Annotated in this window: 16 protein-coding genes and 1 tRNA gene; 8 read left to right on the top strand and 9 right to left on the bottom strand. The window is 61.9% G+C overall.

Annotated elements, in window-relative coordinates:
* Positions 1 to 2 precede the first annotated feature (2 nt).
* A complete protein-coding gene (gene fliP, locus CRO18_RS09690) occupies positions 3 to 740 on the top strand; it encodes a flagellar type III secretion system pore protein FliP (protein WP_076484430.1) in 738 nt (245 codons plus the stop codon).
* Here the strand turns inward: fliP and msrA are convergent.
* The 3 genes from msrA to CRO18_RS09675 all read right to left on the bottom strand — a co-directional run bounded on the left by msrA (position 731) and on the right by CRO18_RS09675 (position 1847).
* Complete coding sequence (gene msrA / locus CRO18_RS09685) at positions 731 to 1228, bottom strand: peptide-methionine (S)-S-oxide reductase MsrA (protein ID WP_097081983.1); 498 nt, start codon at positions 1226 to 1228, stop codon at positions 731 to 733. The genes fliP and msrA overlap by 10 nt on opposite strands.
* A 1-nt stretch (position 1229) precedes the next feature.
* Entirely contained in the window at positions 1230 to 1676 is a 447-nt protein-coding gene (gene msrB, locus CRO18_RS09680) for a peptide-methionine (R)-S-oxide reductase MsrB (RefSeq protein ID WP_076484432.1), read from the bottom strand.
* 95 nt (positions 1677 to 1771) lie between these two features.
* Positions 1772 to 1847 (bottom strand) — tRNA-Lys (locus tag CRO18_RS09675).
* Between the two features lie 106 nt (positions 1848 to 1953).
* Here CRO18_RS09675 and dapF point away from each other — a divergent pair.
* Together dapF and mtaB are read left to right on the top strand one after the other, a co-directional pair.
* Positions 1954 to 2787 carry a diaminopimelate epimerase gene (dapF, locus tag CRO18_RS09670; protein ID WP_097081982.1) on the top strand — a complete coding sequence of 278 codons (834 nt, stop codon included), beginning with the start codon at positions 1954 to 1956 and terminating at the stop codon, positions 2785 to 2787.
* Positions 2784 to 4043 carry a tRNA (N(6)-L-threonylcarbamoyladenosine(37)-C(2))-methylthiotransferase MtaB gene (gene mtaB, locus CRO18_RS09665; RefSeq protein ID WP_076484434.1) on the top strand — a complete coding sequence of 420 codons (1260 nt, stop codon included), beginning with the start codon at positions 2784 to 2786 and terminating at the stop codon, positions 4041 to 4043. The genes dapF and mtaB overlap by 4 nt, the downstream gene beginning before the upstream one ends.
* Here the strand turns inward: mtaB and CRO18_RS09660 are convergent.
* The 3 genes from CRO18_RS09660 to CRO18_RS09650 form a co-directional block, all read right to left on the bottom strand.
* The gene (locus CRO18_RS09660; protein WP_076484435.1) at positions 4040 to 4387 is read right to left on the bottom strand and encodes a hypothetical protein; all 348 of its coding nucleotides are present in this window, start codon (positions 4385 to 4387) and stop codon (positions 4040 to 4042) included. The two genes, mtaB and CRO18_RS09660, sit on opposite strands and share 4 nt — an antisense overlap.
* Before the next feature lie 9 nt (positions 4388 to 4396).
* On the bottom strand, positions 4397 to 5170 hold the full coding sequence (locus CRO18_RS09655; RefSeq protein ID WP_076484537.1) for a DUF6478 family protein: 774 nt from the start codon (positions 5168 to 5170) through the stop codon (positions 4397 to 4399).
* A 166-nt stretch (positions 5171 to 5336) separates the two neighbouring features.
* The gene (locus CRO18_RS09650) at positions 5337 to 5960 is read right to left on the bottom strand and encodes a hypothetical protein (protein ID WP_143128621.1); all 624 of its coding nucleotides are present in this window, start codon (positions 5958 to 5960) and stop codon (positions 5337 to 5339) included.
* Between the two features lie 141 nt (positions 5961 to 6101).
* On the opposite strand from CRO18_RS09650, the gene CRO18_RS09645 reads away from it, so the two are divergent.
* Both CRO18_RS09645 and nagA read left to right on the top strand, forming a co-directional pair.
* On the top strand, positions 6102 to 6926 hold the full coding sequence (locus CRO18_RS09645; protein WP_097081980.1) for a BadF/BadG/BcrA/BcrD ATPase family protein: 825 nt from the start codon (positions 6102 to 6104) through the stop codon (positions 6924 to 6926).
* On the top strand, positions 6914 to 8065 hold the full coding sequence (gene nagA / locus CRO18_RS09640) for an N-acetylglucosamine-6-phosphate deacetylase (protein ID WP_097081979.1): 1152 nt from the start codon (positions 6914 to 6916) through the stop codon (positions 8063 to 8065). Before CRO18_RS09645 ends, nagA begins: the two co-directional genes overlap by 13 nt.
* On the opposite strand, the gene serB is transcribed toward nagA, so the two are convergent.
* Complete coding sequence (gene serB / locus CRO18_RS09635; protein ID WP_097081978.1) at positions 8041 to 8913, bottom strand: phosphoserine phosphatase SerB; 873 nt, start codon at positions 8911 to 8913, stop codon at positions 8041 to 8043. The genes nagA and serB overlap by 25 nt on opposite strands.
* A gap of 167 nt (positions 8914 to 9080) precedes the next feature.
* Between serB and CRO18_RS09630 the strand changes: the two genes are divergently transcribed.
* The 3 genes from CRO18_RS09630 to CRO18_RS09620 all read left to right on the top strand — a co-directional run bounded on the left by CRO18_RS09630 (position 9081) and on the right by CRO18_RS09620 (position 12728).
* Positions 9081 to 10226 (top strand): phosphoserine transaminase, encoded by a 1146-nt coding sequence (locus CRO18_RS09630; RefSeq protein WP_076484440.1) that lies wholly within the window; start codon positions 9081 to 9083, stop codon positions 10224 to 10226.
* 82 nt (positions 10227 to 10308) lie between these two features.
* Entirely contained in the window at positions 10309 to 11904 is a 1596-nt protein-coding gene (serA, locus tag CRO18_RS09625) for a phosphoglycerate dehydrogenase (protein WP_076484441.1), read from the top strand.
* 65 nt (positions 11905 to 11969) lie between these two features.
* Entirely contained in the window at positions 11970 to 12728 is a 759-nt protein-coding gene (locus CRO18_RS09620; RefSeq protein ID WP_097081977.1) for a metallophosphoesterase family protein, read from the top strand.
* Between the two features lie 165 nt (positions 12729 to 12893).
* Here the strand turns inward: CRO18_RS09620 and pbpC are convergent, their stop codons facing one another.
* Both pbpC and CRO18_RS09610 read right to left on the bottom strand, forming a co-directional pair.
* Positions 12894 to 14936 (bottom strand): penicillin-binding protein 1C, encoded by a 2043-nt coding sequence (gene pbpC / locus CRO18_RS09615; protein ID WP_097081976.1) that lies wholly within the window; start codon positions 14934 to 14936, stop codon positions 12894 to 12896.
* Complete coding sequence (locus tag CRO18_RS09610; RefSeq protein ID WP_097081975.1) at positions 14933 to 20380, bottom strand: alpha-2-macroglobulin family protein; 5448 nt, start codon at positions 20378 to 20380, stop codon at positions 14933 to 14935. Before CRO18_RS09610 ends, pbpC begins: the two co-directional genes overlap by 4 nt.
* Between the last annotated feature and the right edge of the window lie 79 nt (positions 20381 to 20459).

The raw sequence follows: 20459 nt of genomic DNA, 5'->3' as shown, positions 1-20459 counted from the left end.
AAATGGCCCGTCACTACAGACTATTAACGTTAATCGTTGGTGTCTTTCTGCTCGGCACGCTCCCTGCGGGCGCGCAGGCGATCAATATTGACCTCGGCGGCGAGGGGTCGTTGACCAATTCTTCGCTGCTGCTCATCGCCGGGATCACGCTGCTCAGCCTCGCGCCGGGCATTGCGATCATGGTCACGTGCTTTCCCTTCATCGTCACGGTGCTGTCGATCTTGCGCCAAGCGATGGGGTTGCAGCAATCGCCGCCCAATATGCTTATCGTCAGTCTCGCGTTGTTCCTGACCTGGTACATCATGGAGCCGACCTTCATGGCCAGCTACCAAGCCGGGATCGAGCCGCTGATTGCGGGCAGCATCGACATGATCACCGCCTTTGAGCGTGGGGTGGAACCCTTCCGCATCTTCATGGCGGGCCGTGTGGACCCTGACACGTTCAGCCAACTTTCTGCCCTGCGTGATGGCGTGGCCTTTGAGGGCGAGATTCGCACCGCGCCGCTTTCGATGCTGGTGCCCTCTTTCATGCTGTCAGAGATCACCCGTGCCTTTGAGATTGGCTTCCTTGTCTTTCTGCCCTTCTTGATCATCGACCTTGTTGTGTCGGCGATCTTGATGTCGATGGGCATGATGATGGTGCCGCCCGCGGTTGTGGCGCTGCCCTTCAAGCTGGCCTTCTTTGTCGTGGCGAACGGCTGGGTGCTTTTGTCGGGCGCGCTGGTGCGGTCTTATTCCTGACGCTTGGGCAAGACCCAATCGGGGCGGATGCGGTGGCAGGTGTAGCCATGTGGGAACCGCTCAAGATAATCTTGATGCTCCGGCTCGGCCTCCCAAAACGGGCCTGCCGGGGCAACTTCGGTCACCAGCTTGCCGGGCCAAAGGCCAGAGGCATCCACATCGGCAATCGTGTCTAGCGCGGTTTGCTGTTGCGCTTCATCCAGAAAATAGATCGCCGAGCGGTAAGACAGCCCGTGATCATTGCCCTGCCGGTTCAGCGTGGTCGGGTCATGGATCTGGAAGAAGAACTCCAACAGCCGCCGATAGCTGATCTCCGCCGGGTCAAAGGCAATCTCAATCGCTTCGGCATGGGTGCCGTGGTTGCGATAGGTGGCGTTGGCGACATCACCCCCCGAATAGCCCACGCGCGTGGCGCTCACGCCGGGCAGTTTGCGGATCAAATCCTGCATGCCCCAAAAGCAGCCCCCGGCCAGAATCGCTTTTTCCATCTTAGTCCTCCAGCAGTGCCAGATAATCGCCGTAGCCCTCTTCCTCCATCCGGTCTTTGGGGATGAAGCGCAGGCTCGCGGAGTTGATGCAGTAGCGCAGCCCGCCCCGGTCGCGCGGCCCATCGGGGAAGACATGGCCCAGATGGCTGTCGCCATGGGTCGAGCGGACCTCAACCCGGCGCATCCCGTGGCTCAGGTCTTGATGCTCGGTCACATGGGCCGATTCGACAGGCTGCGTGAATGAGGGCCAGCCGCAACCGCTTTCAAACTTATCGCGCGAGGAAAAGAGCGGCTCACCCGAGACAATATCCACATAAAGCCCCGGTTCTGTGCGATTCCAATATTCGCCCGTAAAGGGGCGCTCGGTGCCGCTTTCTTGCGTGACATAGAATTGCTCTGGCGTCAGGCGCGCCAGCGCCTCTTCGGTTTTTTCATACCGGCGTGTCATAGGGCCTCCATCCTCGGGAACCGTTCAGATGGGGTAGCACAGAAAAAAGTCCAGCCCCCAAGGGGGATGTGCTTTTTTCGATGTCAGGAGAGTGATGGTGAGCCGTACAGGATTCGAACCTGTGACCCGCTGATTAAAAGTCAGCTGCTCTACCAACTGAGCTAACGGCCCATCACTGGAGCGGGTCTCTAAAGGGGTGTGCCGGGGGGGTCAAGGCCCAAAGCGCGAAAAAATTGCAACACTGGAAAAAACTCGGGCGCGGGTGTAGAGGGCGCGCATGGAACACGCGCCCCTCTCCCCCGCCGGTCTTCGCTTTCTCAAGATGCACGGCCTTGGCAACGATTTTGTGATCATCGACGCCCGGACGGGCGAAAACCCTGTTGTGCCTGCGCTTGCGCGGGCGCTGGGGGACCGTCACCGCGGTGTGGGCTTTGATCAGCTTGCGGTGATCTTGCCCGCTGAAGGGGCAGATTTCACGCTGGAATTTTGGAATTCCGATGGTTCAAAGGCGGGCGCCTGCGGCAATGCCACGCGCTGTGTGTCAGACCTTGTGATGCGCGATCTGGGCAAAGCTTCGGTCACGCTCTTCACCGAACGCGGCCAGTTGGCGGCCTGTCGGCGGGAAGACGGGCTCGTTTCGGTCAATATGGGCGACCCGATTCTGGACGCGGCGGCGATTCCCGTCACCGCCGACCCGATGGCCTTGCCGCTGCCCGGCGAGCCTGTCGCTGTGGGGATGGGGAACCCGCATTGCATTTTCTTTGTGCCCGATGCCGAGGCTGTGGATGTGGTGGCGCTGGGCCAGAAGGTTGAGCACCATCCGCTGTTCCCCGAACGCACCAATGTCGAATTTGCCTCGCTCACCGGGCCGGACCACCTACGGATGCGGGTCTGGGAGCGTGGCGCGGGTATCACGCTTGCTTGCGGCTCCGGCACCTGTGCCACCGCCGTTGCCGCGCATCTCAAGGGGCTCACGGGCCGCAAAGTGATCGTTGATGTTGATGGGGGGCAGTTGGAAATTGACTGGCGCGACGATGGCGTTTGGATGACCGGCCCCACCGCGACGGTGTTTGAGGGCGTTTTGGCGCCCGCATTTCTGGCCAGCCTATGAAGCCGCCCGTTTTTGCCACGCTTGGCTGCCGTCTCAATGCCTATGAGACGGAGGCGATGAAAGAACTCGCCGCAGGTGCGGGGCTCGAAGGGGCGGTTGTGGTCAACACCTGTGCCGTCACCGCCGAGGCGGTGCGCAAAGCCAAGCAAGAGATTCGCAAGCTCGCGCGCGAAAATCCCGATGTGCCGATCATTGTTACGGGCTGCGCTGCGCAGACCGAACCAGAGACCTTTGCCGCAATGGCCGAGGTGACGCGTGTGATCGGCAACCATGAGAAGATGCAGGCCGAGACTTGGGCCGCACTTGCCCCCAAAGGCGCCGATTTCATTGGCGAGACCGAGCGGGTGATGGTCGATGATATTCTGTCGGTCAAGGAAACGGCGGGGCATCTGATTGATGGCTTTGGCCGCCACCGCGCCTATGTGCAGGTGCAAAATGGCTGCGACCACCGCTGCACCTTCTGCATCATTCCCTATGGCCGGGGCAATTCGCGCTCGGTCCCTGCGGGCGTGGTGGTCGAGCAAATCAAGCGGCTTGTGGACAAGGGCTTCCATGAAGTTGTGCTGACGGGGGTGGATCTCACCTCTTGGGGGGCAGACCTGCCCGGCGCGCCGCGTTTGGGCGATTTGGTGATGCGCATCCTCAAACTGGTGCCCGATCTTGCCCGGCTGCGGATTTCCTCGATCGACAGTATCGAGGCGGATGAAAACCTGATGCTCGCCATCGCCACCGAGCCGCGCTTGATGCCGCATCTGCATCTGAGCTTGCAGCATGGCGATGATATGATTCTGAAGCGGATGAAACGCCGCCATCTGCGCGATGATGCGATTGCCTTTTGTGAAGAGGCGCGCAAGCTGCGCCCCGGCATCGTCTTTGGGGCCGATATCATTGCAGGCTTCCCGACCGAGACGGAAGAGATGTTCCAAAACTCGCTGCGCCTGGTCGAGGATTGTGGGCTGACCTTCTTGCATGTCTTCCCGTATTCCGCCCGCAAAGGCACGCCGGCCGCGCGCATGCCGCGTGTGGCGGGGCCGGATATCAAAGACCGCGCGGCGCGGCTGCGCGCGGCGGGGCAGGCGGCGCTTTTGCGTCACCTAGAAGCGGAAGTTGGGCAAGAACGCGAAATTCTCACCGAAGGGCCGCGTTTGGGCCGGACGGAGTTTTTCACCGAGGTCAGCTTTGATCGCGACATGCCCGAAGGCACGCTGATGCGCCTGCGCATCACCGGGCAAAACGGCGAAAGGCTAATCGCTTAAGCCCCGGTTTCCACGCAATGGCGGCGGAAGGCGCGTTTGAGCATATCAAGCTCGGCGCGCAACAGGTCAATCTCTGCGCGAAGATCATCTTCCAGCGGCACCCCGGTGACGATGGTGAAATGGGTCAACGTTTCCTCATCCATGCGGATCAAGAAGGTCTGCACGCCGTCTGACAACAACTCCGGCGGGATCGGCAGGCGCAGCTTCCACTTGCCGTTTTCCATCTTCTCGGCGCTCAGATCGGGCAGGTCTTTTTCGAGATGCGAGACCTGAAGATCGGGCGCCTCGGCTCCCGCCCAGATGCCTTCCCAATGGCCAGCGCGGACGCGCGATTGTTCCAGCATGTCGCCCCCTTAAATTTCAGCGCGCGGATGGCGCGCGAAGGTCAGGTCGCGCAGCACGATCTGGTTCATCTGCGGCCCTTCGAAGATGATATCCACCCAAGCCTTCTCGACCCGCTTTTCATTCATCTTTGTATAGGCGAGGTCGAATTCGACGAAATTCTGCCCCGTCTGGACGGGCAGTTCGCGCACCAATTGGTCGGTGTTCGGGCCGTGCTTCACATTCAGCCGGCAGAAAATCTCAAGCGGTTTTTCCAGCTCCACCTCAAGCCCGAGCCGGATGAGATGGTTGCGCCGCAGCCCTGTCACGCCTGCCTCGGGGAGGTCCAGTACCAGCGACAGGAAAGACCCGTCAAAGCGGAACACATCCATGCGCAGCCCAAAGGGAGCTAAGTCTTGCACGCCAGTATTACGGATTTGGCGCAGGGTCAGTTCCGAGACTTTGCAATCATGAAACAGCGTAACCTCGCGGCCCATCATCGCGCGCGATTGCGCGGCCGCGACTCCTTGCGGAAAGACTGGCCCACGCCAAACCTCGGGGCGCCAAGCCCAATCGCAGCCCAAGGGGCGCTCAATCCCATCCCCACCGCCCAGCGGCATCGAAAGCTTGCCCTCAGCGGCGAACAAAACCCGGTCAATTTCACGTTTGAGAGCGCGGGCATCAGAGCGCAGCTGCCGCAATTCTTGCCCCTCAAGCGCGGGGGCAAGGCGTGCGGCGCGGGCCCAGCGGGCGAGCATCCGGCCTTGCACAAGCCGATCAAGGAAGGTGTTAGACTTGCCCGTCATTTTCACCATTGTGCCCCAATAGTGCTACAGTGCCGCTGCGGCGTTGCGAATTGCGAAACAATCTACCCCACATGTCCCATTTGGCATGTCGAGCCGTGGAAATGAAGCCGCAAATCATTCGATATGGGGGTTTTCCCGCACGTCACAACTTATGCGTGAGCCAGATTCAGTTCGCGGCGCGGATACTCGCCTCTAGCGATTGCAAAAGGGAGAGTTGCGCTTTGTCGCTTAGGGCGCTGCCGCGCATCGGCATCACCGACAGCGCGGCGATATGATGATCCAGCCCGGTGATCGCGCGCCAGTAGACGGCATCAAGCGGCCCCTTCGTTACGGCGGAGCGGTCCGATATTTTGAACAGCAAACGCCGCTCTTGTTCTTGCACCGTCAGAATTTCGACGTCTTCGGCCTGCCCAGATCGCGCCATCGCCGCCCGCCCGGCTTCGGACTGGAAGAAGGTCTCATAATTCTTCAGGGCAGTCTCAAGCGGAACGTCGGGCATGGGGCCGACGGTCGCGCTTAGGAGGGCGCGGTGCTTGGGTTGCGGTGCGCTCCCATCCCGCGCAATCGCGGCGCAATTGCCCCAAAGAACAAAGGCAGCCTCGGCTCCGTCTTGCCGCGATTTCGGATCAACGCAATAGCCTTCAGGCGCGGCAAGTGTCAGGCTGCCATCCAATACATTGGCGCGGCTGCTGACCTCGGTGGGTTTGATGATCGGTAGCGGCACCACGGCCACACAACCCGAAAGCGCCATTGTTCCCAGCGCCAATGCCCAAGCCGATTTGCGTAACATCTGCCCCCCAGTGTTCGGGCAATCTCCTAACAATCTCGTTACCAAGATCGCAAGCCCGGATCGGGCGGCACGCGTATATTCGCCGTGTTTCGCCTTGCCCGGCCCTAAGCCGCGCGGCATCTTGCGGCAAACGGAGGGACGATGATCTATCTGGGCATTGATGGCGGTGGCAGCGGGTGCCGCGCGGTTTTGGCCGATGCGTCGGGTCAAATTTTGGCGCGCGGCGAGGGTGGCTCGGCCAATATCGCCTCCGATTACACAACCGCTGCAGCGCGCTTAAAGGCTTTGGCGCTTGAGGTAATCGGGGATCATCCGGTGGCTGATGTGCGCGCGGTTTTGGGGGTGGCCGGGGCAAACCTTTCGGGCGCCGGGGGGCGCTTGGCGGCAGAACTGCCGTTTCGCGCCAAGGTGGTGCAAGACATTGCCACGTCGCTGCGCGGGGCGCTGGGCCAAGGCGCTGGGATCGTGGCGGCGATTGGCACGGGCTCTGTTTTTGCGCGGCAATTGCATGGCGAGGTGAAAGCGATCGGCGGCTGGGGCTTTCGGTTGGGCGATGAAGCGTCGGGCGCATGGATGGGGCGGCTAATGCTCAACCGCATCACCCGGATGTTGGATGGCTATACCCCGCTCACCCCTTTGGCTGAAACGGTGCTGGCGGATTTGGGCGGCGGGCCGGGACTTGTGGCCTTTACGCTCTCCAAAACGCCGGGGGATCATGCGCGGCTCGTTTATAAAATGGCGGCTGCGCTGGATGACCCGCTGACACAAGAGGTCATGGCTGAAACGCAGGCGGAACTGCGCCGTGCAATTGGCTTGTTGCAATGCGATCCGCCCTTGCCGGTTGTGTGGCAAGGCGGGCTCGGCCCCACGCTTGCGCTGCCCGATTGGCCTCGGGCCGAGCCTTTGGGGACGGCTGTCGATGGCGCGCTGGCCATGGCGATGGATGAAACGATATGGGCAGAGTGATCTTTACTGGCGCGCGGTTCTTTGACGGTGCGGCCTTTCATGAGGGCCAGGCGCTGGTGGTTTGCGATGGCCAGATTGAAGCGATCACACCCTTGGCGCAATGCCCTGAGGGAGAGCAGATCGCGCTCAAAGGCGGGGTTCTGGCGCCGGGTCTTGTGGACCTACAAGTGAACGGCGGCGGCGGGGTGATGCTGGGCGCGGGCGATGACCCAGTGCAAGAGATCGCCACGATTTGCGCCGCCCATGCCGCCTTGGGGACGACCTCTGTTTTGCCAACGCTCATCACCAACTCTGCTGCTGAAACGCGCAAGGTCTTGGCGGCGGGCGTGGCGGCTGTGGGCCGTGTGCCGGGGTTCTTGGGGTTGCATCTTGAAGGCCCGCATTTGGACCCCAAGCGCCCCGGTTGCCATCCTGCCCAGCACATCCGCCCGATGGATCAAGACGACCTCGAAACACTCTGCGAAGCGCGCGCCGGTTTGCCCGTGCTGAAAATTACTGTGGCTCCGGCTGCGGTGACGCCCGAGCAAATCGCCCGGCTGACCGAAGCGGGGGTGGTTGTGTTTTTGGGCCATGCCGACTGCAGCTTTGCGGAAGCGCAGGCTGCAAGCCAGGCAGGTGCGCGCGGGGTGACGCATCTTTTTAACGCGATGAGCCAGCTTGGTTCCCGCGAGCCCGGTCTTGTGGGCGCGGCGCTGAGCCTGCCCTTCGCTGTGGGGTTGATTGCCGACGGCATTCACGTCGCGCCGGAGACTGCAAAGCTGGCGCTGCAACTGGCCGGGGATCGGATCATTCTTGTCACCGATGCGATGGCCGCCGCGGGCACTGATTTGGCGGCGTTTGACTTGGCCGGGCAGCGCATTTTGCGCGCCGATGGCGCCTTGCGCACCGAAAATGGCACGCTTGCTGGCGCAGACCTCAGCCTGCCGCAAGCTTTGCGGTTTTGCCTAGGCAGTTTGGGTCTGCCGCCTGCGCAGGCGCTGGCGATGATGACCGCTCGCCCCGCGGATGTGATTGGGGCAAGGGCCGGGCGCATCGCCCCCGGCTATCCCGCCGATCTGGTGCATTTCACCGAAGATTGGCAGCTTGCCCGCATCTGGCAGGGCGGGGCCGAGCTTCAGGCGAAATCGCCGACCGCATAGCCCTGAATGTAAAGCAGCGCCGACAGGTCACCGTGGTTGATGCGAATATCGCACTGCGCCGCGACAGAGGGTTTGGCGTGCAGCGCCACGCCTGCTCCCGCCAGTTTCAACATGCCTAGATCGTTCGCGCCATCGCCCACGGCCATCACTTGTTCGGGGGCGAGGCCAAGCCGGGTGGTGATGTCATGGAAGGCCTGCACCTTCGCCTCGCGCCCCAAGATCGGCTTGACCGGAATGCCCGTCAGCGCACCGTTTTCAATGCCAAGCACATTGGCGCGATGCTCCTCAAACCCGAGCGTTTCGGCGACATAGGCCGTAAAGGCGGTGAACCCGCCCGAGACCAGCGCGCAATAGGCGCCATTGGCCTTCATCGTGCGCAGCAGATCGTGCCCGCCCGGCATGAAGGTGATGCGCTCGGCAATCACCCGCGCGATCACGCTTTCCGGTAGCCCGGTCAAAAGCCCCAGCCGCTCGGTCAGCGCGCCTTCAAAGTCGAGCTCTCCATTCATCGCCCGCGCGGTGATTTCGCTTACCTGCGCGCCGACGCCCGCCACATCGGCCAGCTCATCAATGCACTCTTGCTGGATCATCGTGCTGTCCATATCGGCCAGCAGCATCTGTTTGCGACGCCCGGCCTGCGGTTGCACGACAAGGTCGACACCCATGCCTTGAAGATCTTCCCACACTTGCCAGCGATTCTCGGGCACGCTTTCCAGCGCGAATTCCGCCGCAATACCGGGGGCGAGCCAGCGCAACTCGCCGCCCCCCCAAGCATTGCGCAGCGACTCAACCGCAATGGCGGTCAGATCGGCAGCGGTGGGGTTGGCAAGCAAAGTGGCAATAAACATGGGCTTTATCCGGTCTGTTTCCGATAGTGGAATTCTGTGTCGCTTTTTGCGCCTGATGCGACGCTTTAGCGGTATTTTCTATATTGTGCCAGTGCAGCGAAACCTATACCAGCGACGGCGGGACACCCCTCCCCAACGAGGGGCGTTTATCTGGAAGGATAGCACAGATGGCACAGACTGCTCCGGCCACGCGGCCGGCTAACCCGCGTTTTTCTTCGGGCCCCTGCACGAAGATCCCCGGTTACTCCCTCGACATGCTTGCTGATGCGCCGCTTGGTCGGTCGCACCGCGCCGCGATTGGCAAAGCCAAGCTGAAAGAGGCGATTGACCTCACCCGTGAAATTCTGGGCGTGCCTGCGGATTACCGCATCGGCATCGTTCCTGCCTCGGACACCGGCGCTGTTGAGATGGCGCTTTGGTCGCTCCTTGGCGCCCGCAAAGCGACCATGTGCGCTTGGGAAAGCTTTGGCTCCGGCTGGGTCACCGATGTGGTGAAACAGCTCAAGATTGACGCCGAAGTGAAAGAAGCTGGCTACGGCGATATCGTCGATTTTGCCACCGTCGATTTTAACACCGATGTTGTGTTCACGTGGAACGGCACCACCTCGGGTGTGCGCGTGCCGAATGGCGACGCGATCCCGGCGGACCGCGAAGGCCTGACCATTTGCGACGCCACCTCGGCCGCTTTCGCGATGGACTTGCCGTGGGACAAACTCGATGTCACCACCTTCTCTTGGCAGAAGGTGCTGGGCGGTGAAGGTGGTCACGGTGTGCTGATCCTCAGCCCGCGCGCTGTGGAGCGCCTTGAAAGCTACGCCCCCGCATGGCCGCTGCCGAAAATCTTCCGCATGACCAAAGGCGGCAAGCTGATCGAAGGCATCTTCAAAGGTGAAACGATCAACACGCCCTCGATGCTTTGCGTCGAAGATTACCTTGTCTCGCTGAAATGGGCGCAAACCGTGGGCGGGCTGAAAGGCCTTGTCGACCGTGCCGCCGCCAATGCCAAAGTTGTCTGGGATTTCTGCGACGCCAATGACTGGATCGCGAACCTTGCCAATGATCCAGCGACGGCTTCGACCACCAGCGTTTGCGTGAAATTCACCGACGACCGCATCAAAGACGGTGCTGCCTTTGCCAAAGCCGTTGCCAAACGGCTGGAAAAAGAAGGCGTTGCGCTGGACATGGGCGCCTATCGCGATGCCCCGGCTGGTCTGCGTATCTGGTGCGGCTCGACGGTCGAGAAATCGGACGTTGAAGCGCTGATGCCGTGGGTTGCCTACGCTTTTGAAGCGGAAATCGCGGCGCAAGCCTGATTTCACATCTGATCTGTGAACGTGATGGGCGCATGCGGCGCCCATCCTTCCCAAATTTTCTGAATATTCAGGAGCCCTAGAAATGGCCCCCAAGGTTCTCATCTCCGACGCCCTCTCTGACGCCGCCGTTCAGATCTTCAAAGATCGCGGCATCGAGGTCGATTTCCAGCCGAAACTCGGCAAAGACAAAGAAAAACTGGCCGAGATCATCGGCAACTATGATGGTCTGGCGATCCGTTCGGCCACCAAGGCCACGGCTGCGTTGCTTGAAAAAGCCACCAACCTCAAAGTGATCGGCCGTGCGGGTATCGGTGTCGACAACGTCGATAAAGAAGCCGCGTCGAAAAAGGGCATCATCGTGATGAACACGCCCTTCGGCAACATGATCACCACTGCCGAACATGCAATTGCGATGATGTTCGCCGTGGCGCGCCAAATCCCCGAGGCTTCGGCTTCGACCCATGCGGGCAAATGGGAAAAGTCGAAATTCATGGGTGTCGAACTGACCGGTAAAACGCTCGGCGTGATCGGCGCGGGCAACATTGGCGGGATCGTGTGCGACCGCGCCAAAGGCCTGAAAATGAAGGTCGTGGCCTATGACCCCTTCTTGGGCGAAGAAAAGGCGCAAAAAATGGGCGTCGAAAAGGTCGAACTGGAAGACCTGCTCAAGCGCGCCGATTTCATCACGCTGCACGTGCCGCTGACCGACAGCACCCGCAACATCCTGAGCCGCGAAAACCTCGCCAAAACCAAACCCGGCGTGCGCATCATCAACTGCGCCCGTGGCGGTCTGGTCGATGAAGAGGCGCTGGCCGAAATGCTGAAATCGGGCCATGTCGCGGGCGCTGCCTTTGACGTGTTCTCGGTTGAACCGGCCACCGAAAACCCGCTTTTCAACCTGCCCAACGTCGTTTGCACCCCGCACCTTGGTGCCTCCACCTCGGAAGCCCAAGAAAACGTGGCGCTGCAAGTCGCCGAGCAAATGTCGAACTACCTGCTCGACGGGGCGGTTGAAAACGCGCTCAACATGCCTTCGATGACCGCTGAAGAAGCGAAGGTCATGGGCCCCTGGGTGAAACTGGCCGAATACCTCGGTGCCTTCATCGGCCAAATGACCGATGAACCGATCAAAGCGATCAACATCACCTATGACGGCACCGCTTCGGGCATGAACCTCAAGGCACTTGATTGCGCGGTGATCGCGGGCATCATGAGCCGCGCCAACCCCGATGTGAACATGGTCTCGGCCCCGGTGATCGCGAAGGAACGCGGCATCCAAATCTCGACCACGACGCAAGACAAATCGGGCGTGTTCGATGGCTACATCAAAGTGACCGTGGTCACCGATGAGCGCGAGCGGTCGATTGCGGGCACTTGCTTCTCGGATGGCAAACCGCGCTTCATCCAGATCAAAGGCATCACCATCGACGCCGAGGTGGGGCAGCACATGCTCTACACCACCAACAAAGACGTGCCCGGCATCATCGGTACGCTCGGCACGATGCTTGGCAAGCACAAGGCCAACGTCGCGAACTTTACCCTTGGCCGCGCAGCGGCGGGTGGCGAAGCGATTGCCATTGCCTATCTTGATGAGGTGCTCGGGGCCGAGGCTGTGGCCGATTTGGAAGCCACCGGTCTCTTCCAGCAAGTGAAGCCGTTGGAATTTAATATCCGCTGAGCTAGCTAACCTTAGGTAATCGGGGCCCTCCGCGACCGCGGGGGGCCTTATCCATTGGAGAGACTATGCAGACTTACGCCATTGGCGACATTCACGGCCAATATGACCTGATGCTGCGCGCCTTCGAGATGATTGAAAAAGACCGCGCCCGCGATGGCGCGGCCGATAGCCCAGTGGTGGTGCTGGGCGATTTGTGTGATCGCGGCCCAAAATCGGCGCAGGTGATCGCGCATTTGTACGAGGCCCAAAGCCGGGGCGAAAACATTGTTGTGATCAAGGGCAACCATGACCGGATGTTTTCGACCTTTCTAGATGATCCGTGGAAACGCGATCCGCGCCTGAGGCCCGGATATACTTGGCTGCACCCGCGCCTCGGTGGGCCGCAGACGTTGGCAAGCTATGGCATCCGCGAACCGGGCAATCGCCCCGTCGAGCAAGTGCATACCGAGGCACTTTGCGCCGTGCCGCCCGAGCATCGCATCTGGGCGCGAGAATTGCCCACCAGCTACACCCGCGATGACGCTGTTTTTGTGCATGCGGGCATTCGCCCCGGCATCCCGCTGGAGGCGCAACAAGAAGATGATCTGGTGTGGATCCGGGGCGAGTTCCTGACCGATACGCGCGACCATGGTGCGCTTATTGTGCATGGTCATACCGCGCTTGATGAATCCACCCATTATGGCAACCGGCTCAACCTAGATAGTTCTGCTGGCTATGGTGGGCCGCTGTCCACCGCAGTGATCGAGGGGCGTAAAGCGTGGCTCTTGACCCCCGAAGGCCGCCAGCCGCTGGAACCCGTGCTGCTGGAGCCCATGGTTCGTTAACCCTTTTCGACGATGCTGCGGCATCGACGATCAAAGGGCGTAACAATGAAACATGGTAGCAAGCACAAGCTGGTCGGGCAGTGGGAAATGGTCGAGCCGAAGGGCAGCAACACGGGTCGGGCGCGCCTGTGTTTCATTTGGCGGTTCGCGGGCTAAGACGCTCGTCTAACGGCGCAGGATAACCTGCCGATGCGCGGCGCGGCCTTGCGCGTCGAGAACCGTTAGGCTCACGTAACCGGGGTTTGTCAGGTTCAGCACCGTTTCGCGCGTGCGTGAGCCCACAATCAGCGGCGCGCCGTTCACGAGCCATGTGAAGGGCGGTTGACCGCCACGCAGCTTGACCACCAGCCCTTGGCCCGCTGTTTCCACCTCGGCCCCATCGGGCGGGAAGGTGACTTCCGGCGCACCCGCCACCACCTCGGCAAAAGCGGCATCACGCGGGCGGAAGCGTTGTAACGGTTGCGGCAGTCGCGCATTGGGCAGCAATAGCGTAGCGGGCGGCGGCGGTGGTAAAGGCGCGCGTTCGGGCCCAACCCAGTCGAACATCTCAAACAGGATCGGCGCGGCAAGCTCGCCGCCAAAGGCGCCCGGCACCGGCGTGCCATCGGCCCGCCCCATCCAAACGCCCGCCACATGGCGACCATCAAAACCCAAAGCCAGCGCATCACGGTGCCCATACGAAGTGCCGGTCTTATAGGCGATGCGATTTGGCGTGCCGCCCGGCGGCGGCGCGATACGCGACAAAATCTCGCTCACTTGCCACGCGGCCACGGCTCCGAACAACTGCCCATCCAGCGGATGTGCCCCACCCGCTTCGGCAGAAAGCTGCACCGGTTGGCCCAGACGGGCGAGCGCGGCATAGGCTTGCACAAGGTCTTCAAGACTGATCCCCAGCCCGCCCAAACTGATCGCCAATCCGGGTGGTGCGCTCGTGGGCAGGGTGGGGGTCGCGCCTGCACGGCGCAAAGTGGCCAAAAGCCGTTCGGGCCCCAAAGCCTCTGTCAGACTGACGACGGGGATGTTGAGCGACAGCGTCAGCGCTTGGCGTATCGTGACGGTGCCGCGAAATTCGCGGTCAAAGTTCTGTGGTCGCCACGGGCCAAAGGCAACGGGGCGGTCTTCAATCAGCGTTTCGGGATGGGCGAGGCCGTCATCAAAAGCCAGCGCATAGATAAACGGCTTGAGCGTAGACCCGGGCGAGCGCGGCGCTTGGGTCAGGTCGACAAACCCGGCGCGCGCGCTGTCTGTCCATTCTGCGCCGCCAACTTCGGCCAAAATCTCCCCGCTCTGATGATCGGCCATAAGCATCGCCACGGACACTTGCCCGACCTGCCCGCGCACAGCACGGCGGGCGAGTTTTTCCGCCGCGCGCTGCAGTTGCGGATCAATCGTTGTTTCTATCCGCGCGCCTTGGGGCGCACCGGCAAACAGCCGTGCGGTGAGATGTGGGGCAAGGGCGGGGAAAGCGCGTCGCGCGTTTGGGATGGGTTCGGCTTTGGCTGCTGCGGCGCTGTCTTTGGCCAAAACACCTGCGGCAGCGAGCCGATCCAGCACCCGGTCGCGCGCGGCTTTGGCGGCTTGCGGATGGCGGTCCGGGCGGCGGCTTTCGGGCGATTGCGGCAGGGCGATCAAAAGCGCCGCTTGTGCGGGGGTAAGCCGCCGCGGCTCTTTGCCAAACCAAGACAAGGAGGCCGCCCGCACGCCCTCAAGATTGCCCCCATAGGGGGCGAGCCTCAGGTAAAGATCAAGAACTTGCTCTTTGCTCAGCCGCCGTTCGAGCGCCAGTGCCACCCGCGCCTGCCGTGCTTTGCCCGCCAGCGTGCCGGTGGGGCCATCTTCCAAAAGCCGCGCCACTTGCATCGTTAACGTTGAGGCCCCCGAAACGACCTTTTGATGCCAAAGCACCTGCGCCCCGGCGCGCAAAACCGCCCAAGGGTCCACGCCCGCATGCTGCCAAAACCGCCCATCTTCATAGGCGACAAGCTCTTGCAGATAGGCGCTGTCCACTGGGCCGGGGGCCAGCCTCCAGCGCCCATCGGCCACCGGAAAGGCACGCAACAGGCTGCCATCACGGGCCAGAACTTCAGTGCCGACAGCGACGGTCAGAGGCGGCAAGTCGGTCGCCGCGATCCAGTCGTCAAACGCATCACGGCCGCCCGCAGTCAGCGCAAGGCCAAGGGCGGCCGCAAAGAAAAGCCGTGGTCTCACTCGATCCGCACCACCCCGGTGTCCCCATGCGCGCGCATCTCGGGGCGATACATATCTTCGACCGATGGCGCGGGATGCAAGAAGGTGCCGGGCGACACAGCGCGGACGATATAGACAAGCCGGAACGGTTGTTTCGACTGCCAATCCACCGCCGCCAAGAACTGGTCTTGCCGGAACTCGGTCATCCGCGTGTTGGAGGTGGCTTCCAGCCAATCAAGTGCCGCCAGATCGCCGCCACTGATCAGGTTCGGGTTGTCGATCTCAAAACCTGCGGGCAGCGGGTCAGAAACCATCAGCCGCGCTTCTTGATAGCCCTGCGGCGCCACTTCCAGAACCGTCACCAGCCGCGTGCCTTGCGCCACAAGCGCGGGGTCGGCGCGCTCCCCTTGCAGCGTGTAATAGCTACGGCTGATCGCCCAGCCATTGCCCCCTGCGGGTTCCGCCACTTCGGGCACACCCACCGATGTCAGCGTCAGCGTGGCCGGGCGCGCCCCGGTATTGGCAATGGCAATCGACCGGCCTGCGGTCTCCGCGTCAATCACCTTCACGAGCGGCCCCTCGGCGGGCAGACCGTCAATCGTCAGCCCATCTGCGCCGGGGCGATCAATCAACGCATGGGCGGCCAGCAGCGTCCAAGTGGCTTCCTGCGTTGACAGCGTGCCGGTGTTGAGCCGCCCCATCAGCGAGGTGCCAACCGTGTCTAGGCTAACGGCATTGGACCCTGATTCCGAGGCTAGCGCCAGCACCGCCGCACTGTCGCGCAATTGGGTGCCATAGTCGTTGCGCCAACCGGGTTTTTCTTTGCCATAGTCGCGGATCATCCGCGCGGCGCGAGCAAACATTGCATCGGCCCGCGTTTGATCCCCATAAGAGGCAAGCGCCGCGCCCAATTGGGCCGCAGCCAAGGGCGTGCCGAAATCATCGCCTTTCACATCGGCATAATAGCGCAAATCACCAACGGCTGCCGCCCCTTCCCGCGCCAGCACCATCAGTTGATAGGCCAGTTCCTGCCCGCCACCATTGGAGTTTGCGTCAAAATCTGGCGCGTAGTTGATTTGGTTGCGCAGATTGTCGAGCGCGTTGCGGAAGGCAGTGTCGGGCACCGCATGGCCCGCTTTACGGGCCCGGCTCAGGAAGTCGGTCACATAGGCATCAAGCCAGCCATCGCCCGCATCGGCGCGCCACAGGCCAAACGCGCCAGAGGCATCTTGATTGGTCAGCACCTTGCGAATGGCGGTATCAATCCGGTCTTGTAAATCTGCGGGCGAGGCCAGTTCCATCGCCTCAGCGACCGAGCTGAGATAAAGCAGCGGCATCGCCTTGGAGGTCACCTGCTCGGTGCAGCCATAAGGGTAACGATCCAGCGCCGACAGTAGCGCGGGTGTGTTGAATTGCGCGAGCGGGCCAGAGGCGAGCGTGGCGCGCGCCGAACCGGGCAAGAACCCGGCAAAGACATTGGCGTCAAAGGTGAAGGTATCCCCCGCTGCAAGGTCAAACCGCGATTGCCGCGCGACCTCGGGGCTGAGGTTTTTCACCTCCACCTTCAGCACTTTTTCCAAAAGCTTGCCATCGGGGGTGGTGAGCGCCACGCGCACCTCTTGCACGCCTTCAATCATCGGCGCGGTCAGCGGCACCTCGATTTCGGCTTTGCCAAGGTCGGCCAAATCAACGCCCGAAGGCGCAGCGCCAAGGCCAAGCCCCATCGAACTGACATCAAGCCCCATCCGGCCCGAAGGCCCGGTGGCATGGACAATCTCAAGCAACAGGCGCGAGCGGTCCCCCGGTGCCAAGAAGCGCGGCAGCGAGGCGGTGACGACCACCGGATCGCGCACCAGCACATCTTTGCTGGCTTGCCCCACCCCGGTTTTGGACCAAACCAAGGCCGAAAGTCGCACCGTGCCGTTGAAGGCGGGCATGTCAAAACTGGTGTGAATCACCCCGTTTTCATCGGCCGTCAAAGCGCCCGAGAAATAGGCCACTAATTCCTCTGTCGGGGGCGGCGCCTGCATCGACATTTCGCGCGCGGCATCGCCACCAGAACGGATCACGCCTGCCTCGCCCGCGCGGCCATCAATCAGCCGCCCGTAAATATCGCGCAGGCCGACGCCCAGCCGCCGTTGGCCAAAGTAATGCGCCTGCGGATCGGGAACTTTGAAGCCCGTCAGGTTCAAAATCCCCAGATCCACGGCGGCAATTGTGGCATGCACGGTTTCACCCGGCGCGATCCCTTCGACCTTGAGCGCCACCGGCATGGGGGCGCGCGGGTCAGAGGCATCGGCCATATCAAAGCTGGCCTTCAGTGCCCGCAGCCCCGGATCAACCTTGGCATAGGCCAGCCCCATCGCGCGGTTCGGGGCGCGGGTGGGGGCCTCTTCGGCCAAGGGCCGCAAGACGGAGGCCGTGACATAGGCGCCTGCGCCCCATTCTGCGGTGACGGGGAGCGCGATTTTGTTCTCGCCCTCGGCCACTTCAACCGCCTCAAGCGAAATCACCCGGTTTGAGAGCACCGACACCAGCGCCACCCCTTTGGCAGGGGCAACCACCCGCAATTGCGCGGTGTCGCCCGCCTTATAAGCGGGTTGATCCAACGAGAGTTGCAGCCGATCGGGGCTGGTCAGCACATCGGCAGGCGCATACCAGCCCGCATCGAAAGCGTAGCTCGCCACAACCTCATCATCGCCGGTTTCAATCACCAGCTCATATTGGCCCCAATCGACCTTGGCCGAAACTCTAAGCGGGTTGAGCGTGCCGGTGGTGGCACTGCCTTCGGCAACACGGGTGCGATGCGTGATCGGCTCCCAGTTCCAGTAGCCATCCATCGCATACCACTGATACTGTGTCTCGACCCGGTTCACGACCCAGCGCACCGGAAGCGCCACGGGCTGCACCTTGTCATTGAGCGCGACAATCTCAAAGCCCGCCTCGGTGCCCTCGGCCACGGTATTCTCGCCAAACATCGGCTTGATCCCGACCACGGGTTTGGGCGGCATCACGAGCCGCGAAATGCTGCGCTCCACCGGGCGGCCCGAGCCCTCTTTCACGCGCAGCGTGAAGGTGGCTTGCAGCGGGCGGCCTTGATCAAAGCCATATTCGGGGATTTCCGCCCAGATATCGGCATGGCCTTGGGCATCGGTTTCCCCGCTATCGAGACCGCCCCAAGAGGTTTCGGTCGGCTCATCATGGCGGCCAAAACGATAGCCATCATAGCCCGGCACGGTTGCCGCCGCGCGCATCGTCAAATCGCCCTCGGTTTCAAGCGCGGCACCGGGTGCGCCGAACAGATAGCGCGCATCAAGCGCGATTTTGGGCAGATCACCGCCCGAGAGTACCCCCTCGGGCAGGTCAAGAGTGAAGTCGATCCGCTCGGGCAGGAAGTCTTCTACCAGCAGTTTTTTAGAGGTGAGCGGCGCGGCTTTCGGGTCGGCGAAGATATCCAACCGCCAGGTGCCGCGCGGCACCTCGGCCCCCAAATCCATCGCGACAAGATGCCCGCCATCGCCCACATCTTCGGCAAGGCCGCGAGCATATTCCACGCCATCGGGGCGCATCAGCACGGCGGTAAGCGGCAGGCCCGCAAGCGCGGTGGCAGTGGAATCGCGCGCCAAAAGCGTGGCGTGGATGGTTTCGCCCACCCGGTAGGCACCCCGGTCTGTGGCCATGAACACATCAATAGCCGGGGCAGGCGGCATGCCTTCCACCCCGCGATCCGAAAGGTCAAACTCGGCATCCGAAAGCGATAGGAAGGCCAGATCCTCGCCGCGTGTCACCGAAAGCAGACCCGGCGCAGCATTGCCGTGGCCTGCCGCCAGCTCCGGGCCGAAATGGGCAAGCCCGGCAGCATCGGTCATGGCGGTGGCAATCACGCTGTTGCCTTTGGAAACCAGTTCCACCTTGGCACCATCCACAGCGGCGGCATCAGAAAGGCCACGCACCGCGACGGTAAGGCCATCCGCACCGGAAAACGTCGTCATCCCCAGATCGGAAATCGCAAACCATTGCGCGGCGGGCGGGCTTTCATATTCGTCGGCACCGGGTACCGCCGCCACCAATACATAAACCCCCGCGCCCAAGGCCCCGGTCACCTCTTGCACCGGCAGGCGGGTGGTCATGTCGCGGTTCACTTGCAGCTTCACATCTGCGGTGCCGCGCCAGACCTCTTCGGCCATCTCGCCCGCGAAATAGTCGAGCCCCCAACTGTCGAGCGACTGTGCAAAATAGCCATCGCGCATCGCCGCGATCAGGTTGCGGTCGGAAACGCGCAAGATTTTTAGGTCCAGATGCTCAAGGTTGACCGTTTGCACCGGCACGCCGGTATCGGCTCCGCGCGGCAGGATATAAGAACGCCCAGCAAAGCTTACGGCGGGCGAGCGGTCGCGCACATAGGCCGTGATCTCGACATCTTTGCCCAGCGTATCGCCGCGCGCATCGGGCAGGCCCTTGCGGAAGGTCAGCGAGATACGCTCACCATGCTCAATTCCGCTGATGCAGATTTGGTTCGCCTCGGCTTCAACGCTGAGCCCCGCTTTGGGCAGTTGCACAAAGCTTGCGTAATCTACCCCGCTTTTCGCAAGGTTTTCTGAGAAAGTGGCGCAGATGCGCGGGCTGGCTTTGTCGGCCTCCACCTGATGCTCCGAGATCCGGAACCCGTATTTGCCCTCAGCCTTTTCCAATGCGGTCGCAATGTCTTGTCGGTTGGAAAGCGTGACTGCGAGCCTCAAAGCTTCCAGCATTTCCTTGGTGCGGCGCGCCTTTTCCAACGCGTCTGACATCACCAAAAGCGCTTGCGCTTGGCCCGCACTGTTGGGCGCCCGCAAATAGCCGTTCACCGCGGCGGTCACTTGCTGCGACGCGGTCGCGCGGGTGTCGCTGAGCGCCAGCCCGATTGTGGCGTAATCCACCCACAAATCGGCGGAGTCATTCAGCACCAAAAGCGCGCCGGTAAGGGCTTGCATCCGCTCTCGGTCGCCGCGTTCGCGGGCGGCTTGCAACGCCTGCTGCAACTCGTTCGGCGAAGAGAAATTCGTCATATGGCGCCGCCCCATGGCATTGGCCATCTCGGTCGCAGCAGCGATTGTGCCCTCGCGCAGAAAGCCAAGATCGGCAGCACGAATCCGGGCGCGGGCTTCCGTCTCTTTGGCCGCTTTCACCACAACCCCGGAATAGGCACCCTGATAGGGCGTCATTCCGGTGATCTCTGTTTTGGGGAAGCACGAGTTGTTGCGCGCGTTAAAGGTGATCGCTTCACAGGCCGGGATTTGTAGACACGCCGCCTGACAGGCTTCCAGCGTGGTGTCGAACAATTGCGCCAAATCGCGCCCGCTCAGGTCCATCCCTTCTGCGATGGAGAGACGTTTTGCAGGGGTCAGCGGTCTATCTTGGGCGGCTACAGGCAGCGCGGCCATGAGAGAAAGGGAGAGGGCGAGCAAGGCTTTGGGCAAATGCATTTGATCCTCCGGACTGGATGCCAAGAGCGTCTCACGCAAAGGAATTTCGTTCAACGGTGAAGCTCACACCCCAACAACG

The organism is Rhodobacter sp. JA431, from assembly GCF_900217725.1.
Lineage (GTDB): Bacteria > Pseudomonadota > Alphaproteobacteria > Rhodobacterales > Rhodobacteraceae > Rhodobacter > Rhodobacter aestuarii.
Note: the sequence above shows the minus strand (reverse complement) of the source record. Positions and strands in the feature narration are given on the sequence as shown.

What these genes read in the sequence shown, in the direction of transcription:
- serB (WP_097081978.1), bottom strand. Translation starts at nt 8,913, where the DNA reads ATGTTTATTGCCACTTTGCTTGCCAACCCCACCGCTGCCGATCTGACC.
- msrA (WP_097081983.1), bottom strand. Translation starts at nt 1,228, where the DNA reads ATGGAAAAAGCGATTCTGGCCGGGGGCTGCTTTTGGGGCATGCAGGAT.
- CRO18_RS09610 (WP_097081975.1), bottom strand. Translation starts at nt 20,380, where the DNA reads ATGCATTTGCCCAAAGCCTTGCTCGCCCTCTCCCTTTCTCTCATGGCC.
- CRO18_RS09660 (WP_076484435.1), bottom strand. Translation starts at nt 4,387, where the DNA reads ATGCTGGAACAATCGCGCGTCCGCGCTGGCCATTGGGAAGGCATCTGG.
- dapF (WP_097081982.1), top strand. Translation starts at nt 1,954, where the DNA reads ATGGAACACGCGCCCCTCTCCCCCGCCGGTCTTCGCTTTCTCAAGATG.
- msrB (WP_076484432.1), bottom strand. Translation starts at nt 1,676, where the DNA reads ATGACACGCCGGTATGAAAAAACCGAAGAGGCGCTGGCGCGCCTGACG.
- mtaB (WP_076484434.1), top strand. Translation starts at nt 2,784, where the DNA reads ATGAAGCCGCCCGTTTTTGCCACGCTTGGCTGCCGTCTCAATGCCTAT.
- fliP (WP_076484430.1), top strand. Translation starts at nt 3, where the DNA reads ATGGCCCGTCACTACAGACTATTAACGTTAATCGTTGGTGTCTTTCTG.
- CRO18_RS09645 (WP_097081980.1), top strand. Translation starts at nt 6,102, where the DNA reads ATGATCTATCTGGGCATTGATGGCGGTGGCAGCGGGTGCCGCGCGGTT.
- CRO18_RS09650 (WP_143128621.1), bottom strand. Translation starts at nt 5,960, where the DNA reads ATGTTACGCAAATCGGCTTGGGCATTGGCGCTGGGAACAATGGCGCTT.
- serA (WP_076484441.1), top strand. Translation starts at nt 10,309, where the DNA reads ATGGCCCCCAAGGTTCTCATCTCCGACGCCCTCTCTGACGCCGCCGTT.
- CRO18_RS09620 (WP_097081977.1), top strand. Translation starts at nt 11,970, where the DNA reads ATGCAGACTTACGCCATTGGCGACATTCACGGCCAATATGACCTGATG.
- CRO18_RS09630 (WP_076484440.1), top strand. Translation starts at nt 9,081, where the DNA reads ATGGCACAGACTGCTCCGGCCACGCGGCCGGCTAACCCGCGTTTTTCT.
- CRO18_RS09655 (WP_076484537.1), bottom strand. Translation starts at nt 5,170, where the DNA reads ATGACGGGCAAGTCTAACACCTTCCTTGATCGGCTTGTGCAAGGCCGG.
- nagA (WP_097081979.1), top strand. Translation starts at nt 6,914, where the DNA reads ATGGGCAGAGTGATCTTTACTGGCGCGCGGTTCTTTGACGGTGCGGCC.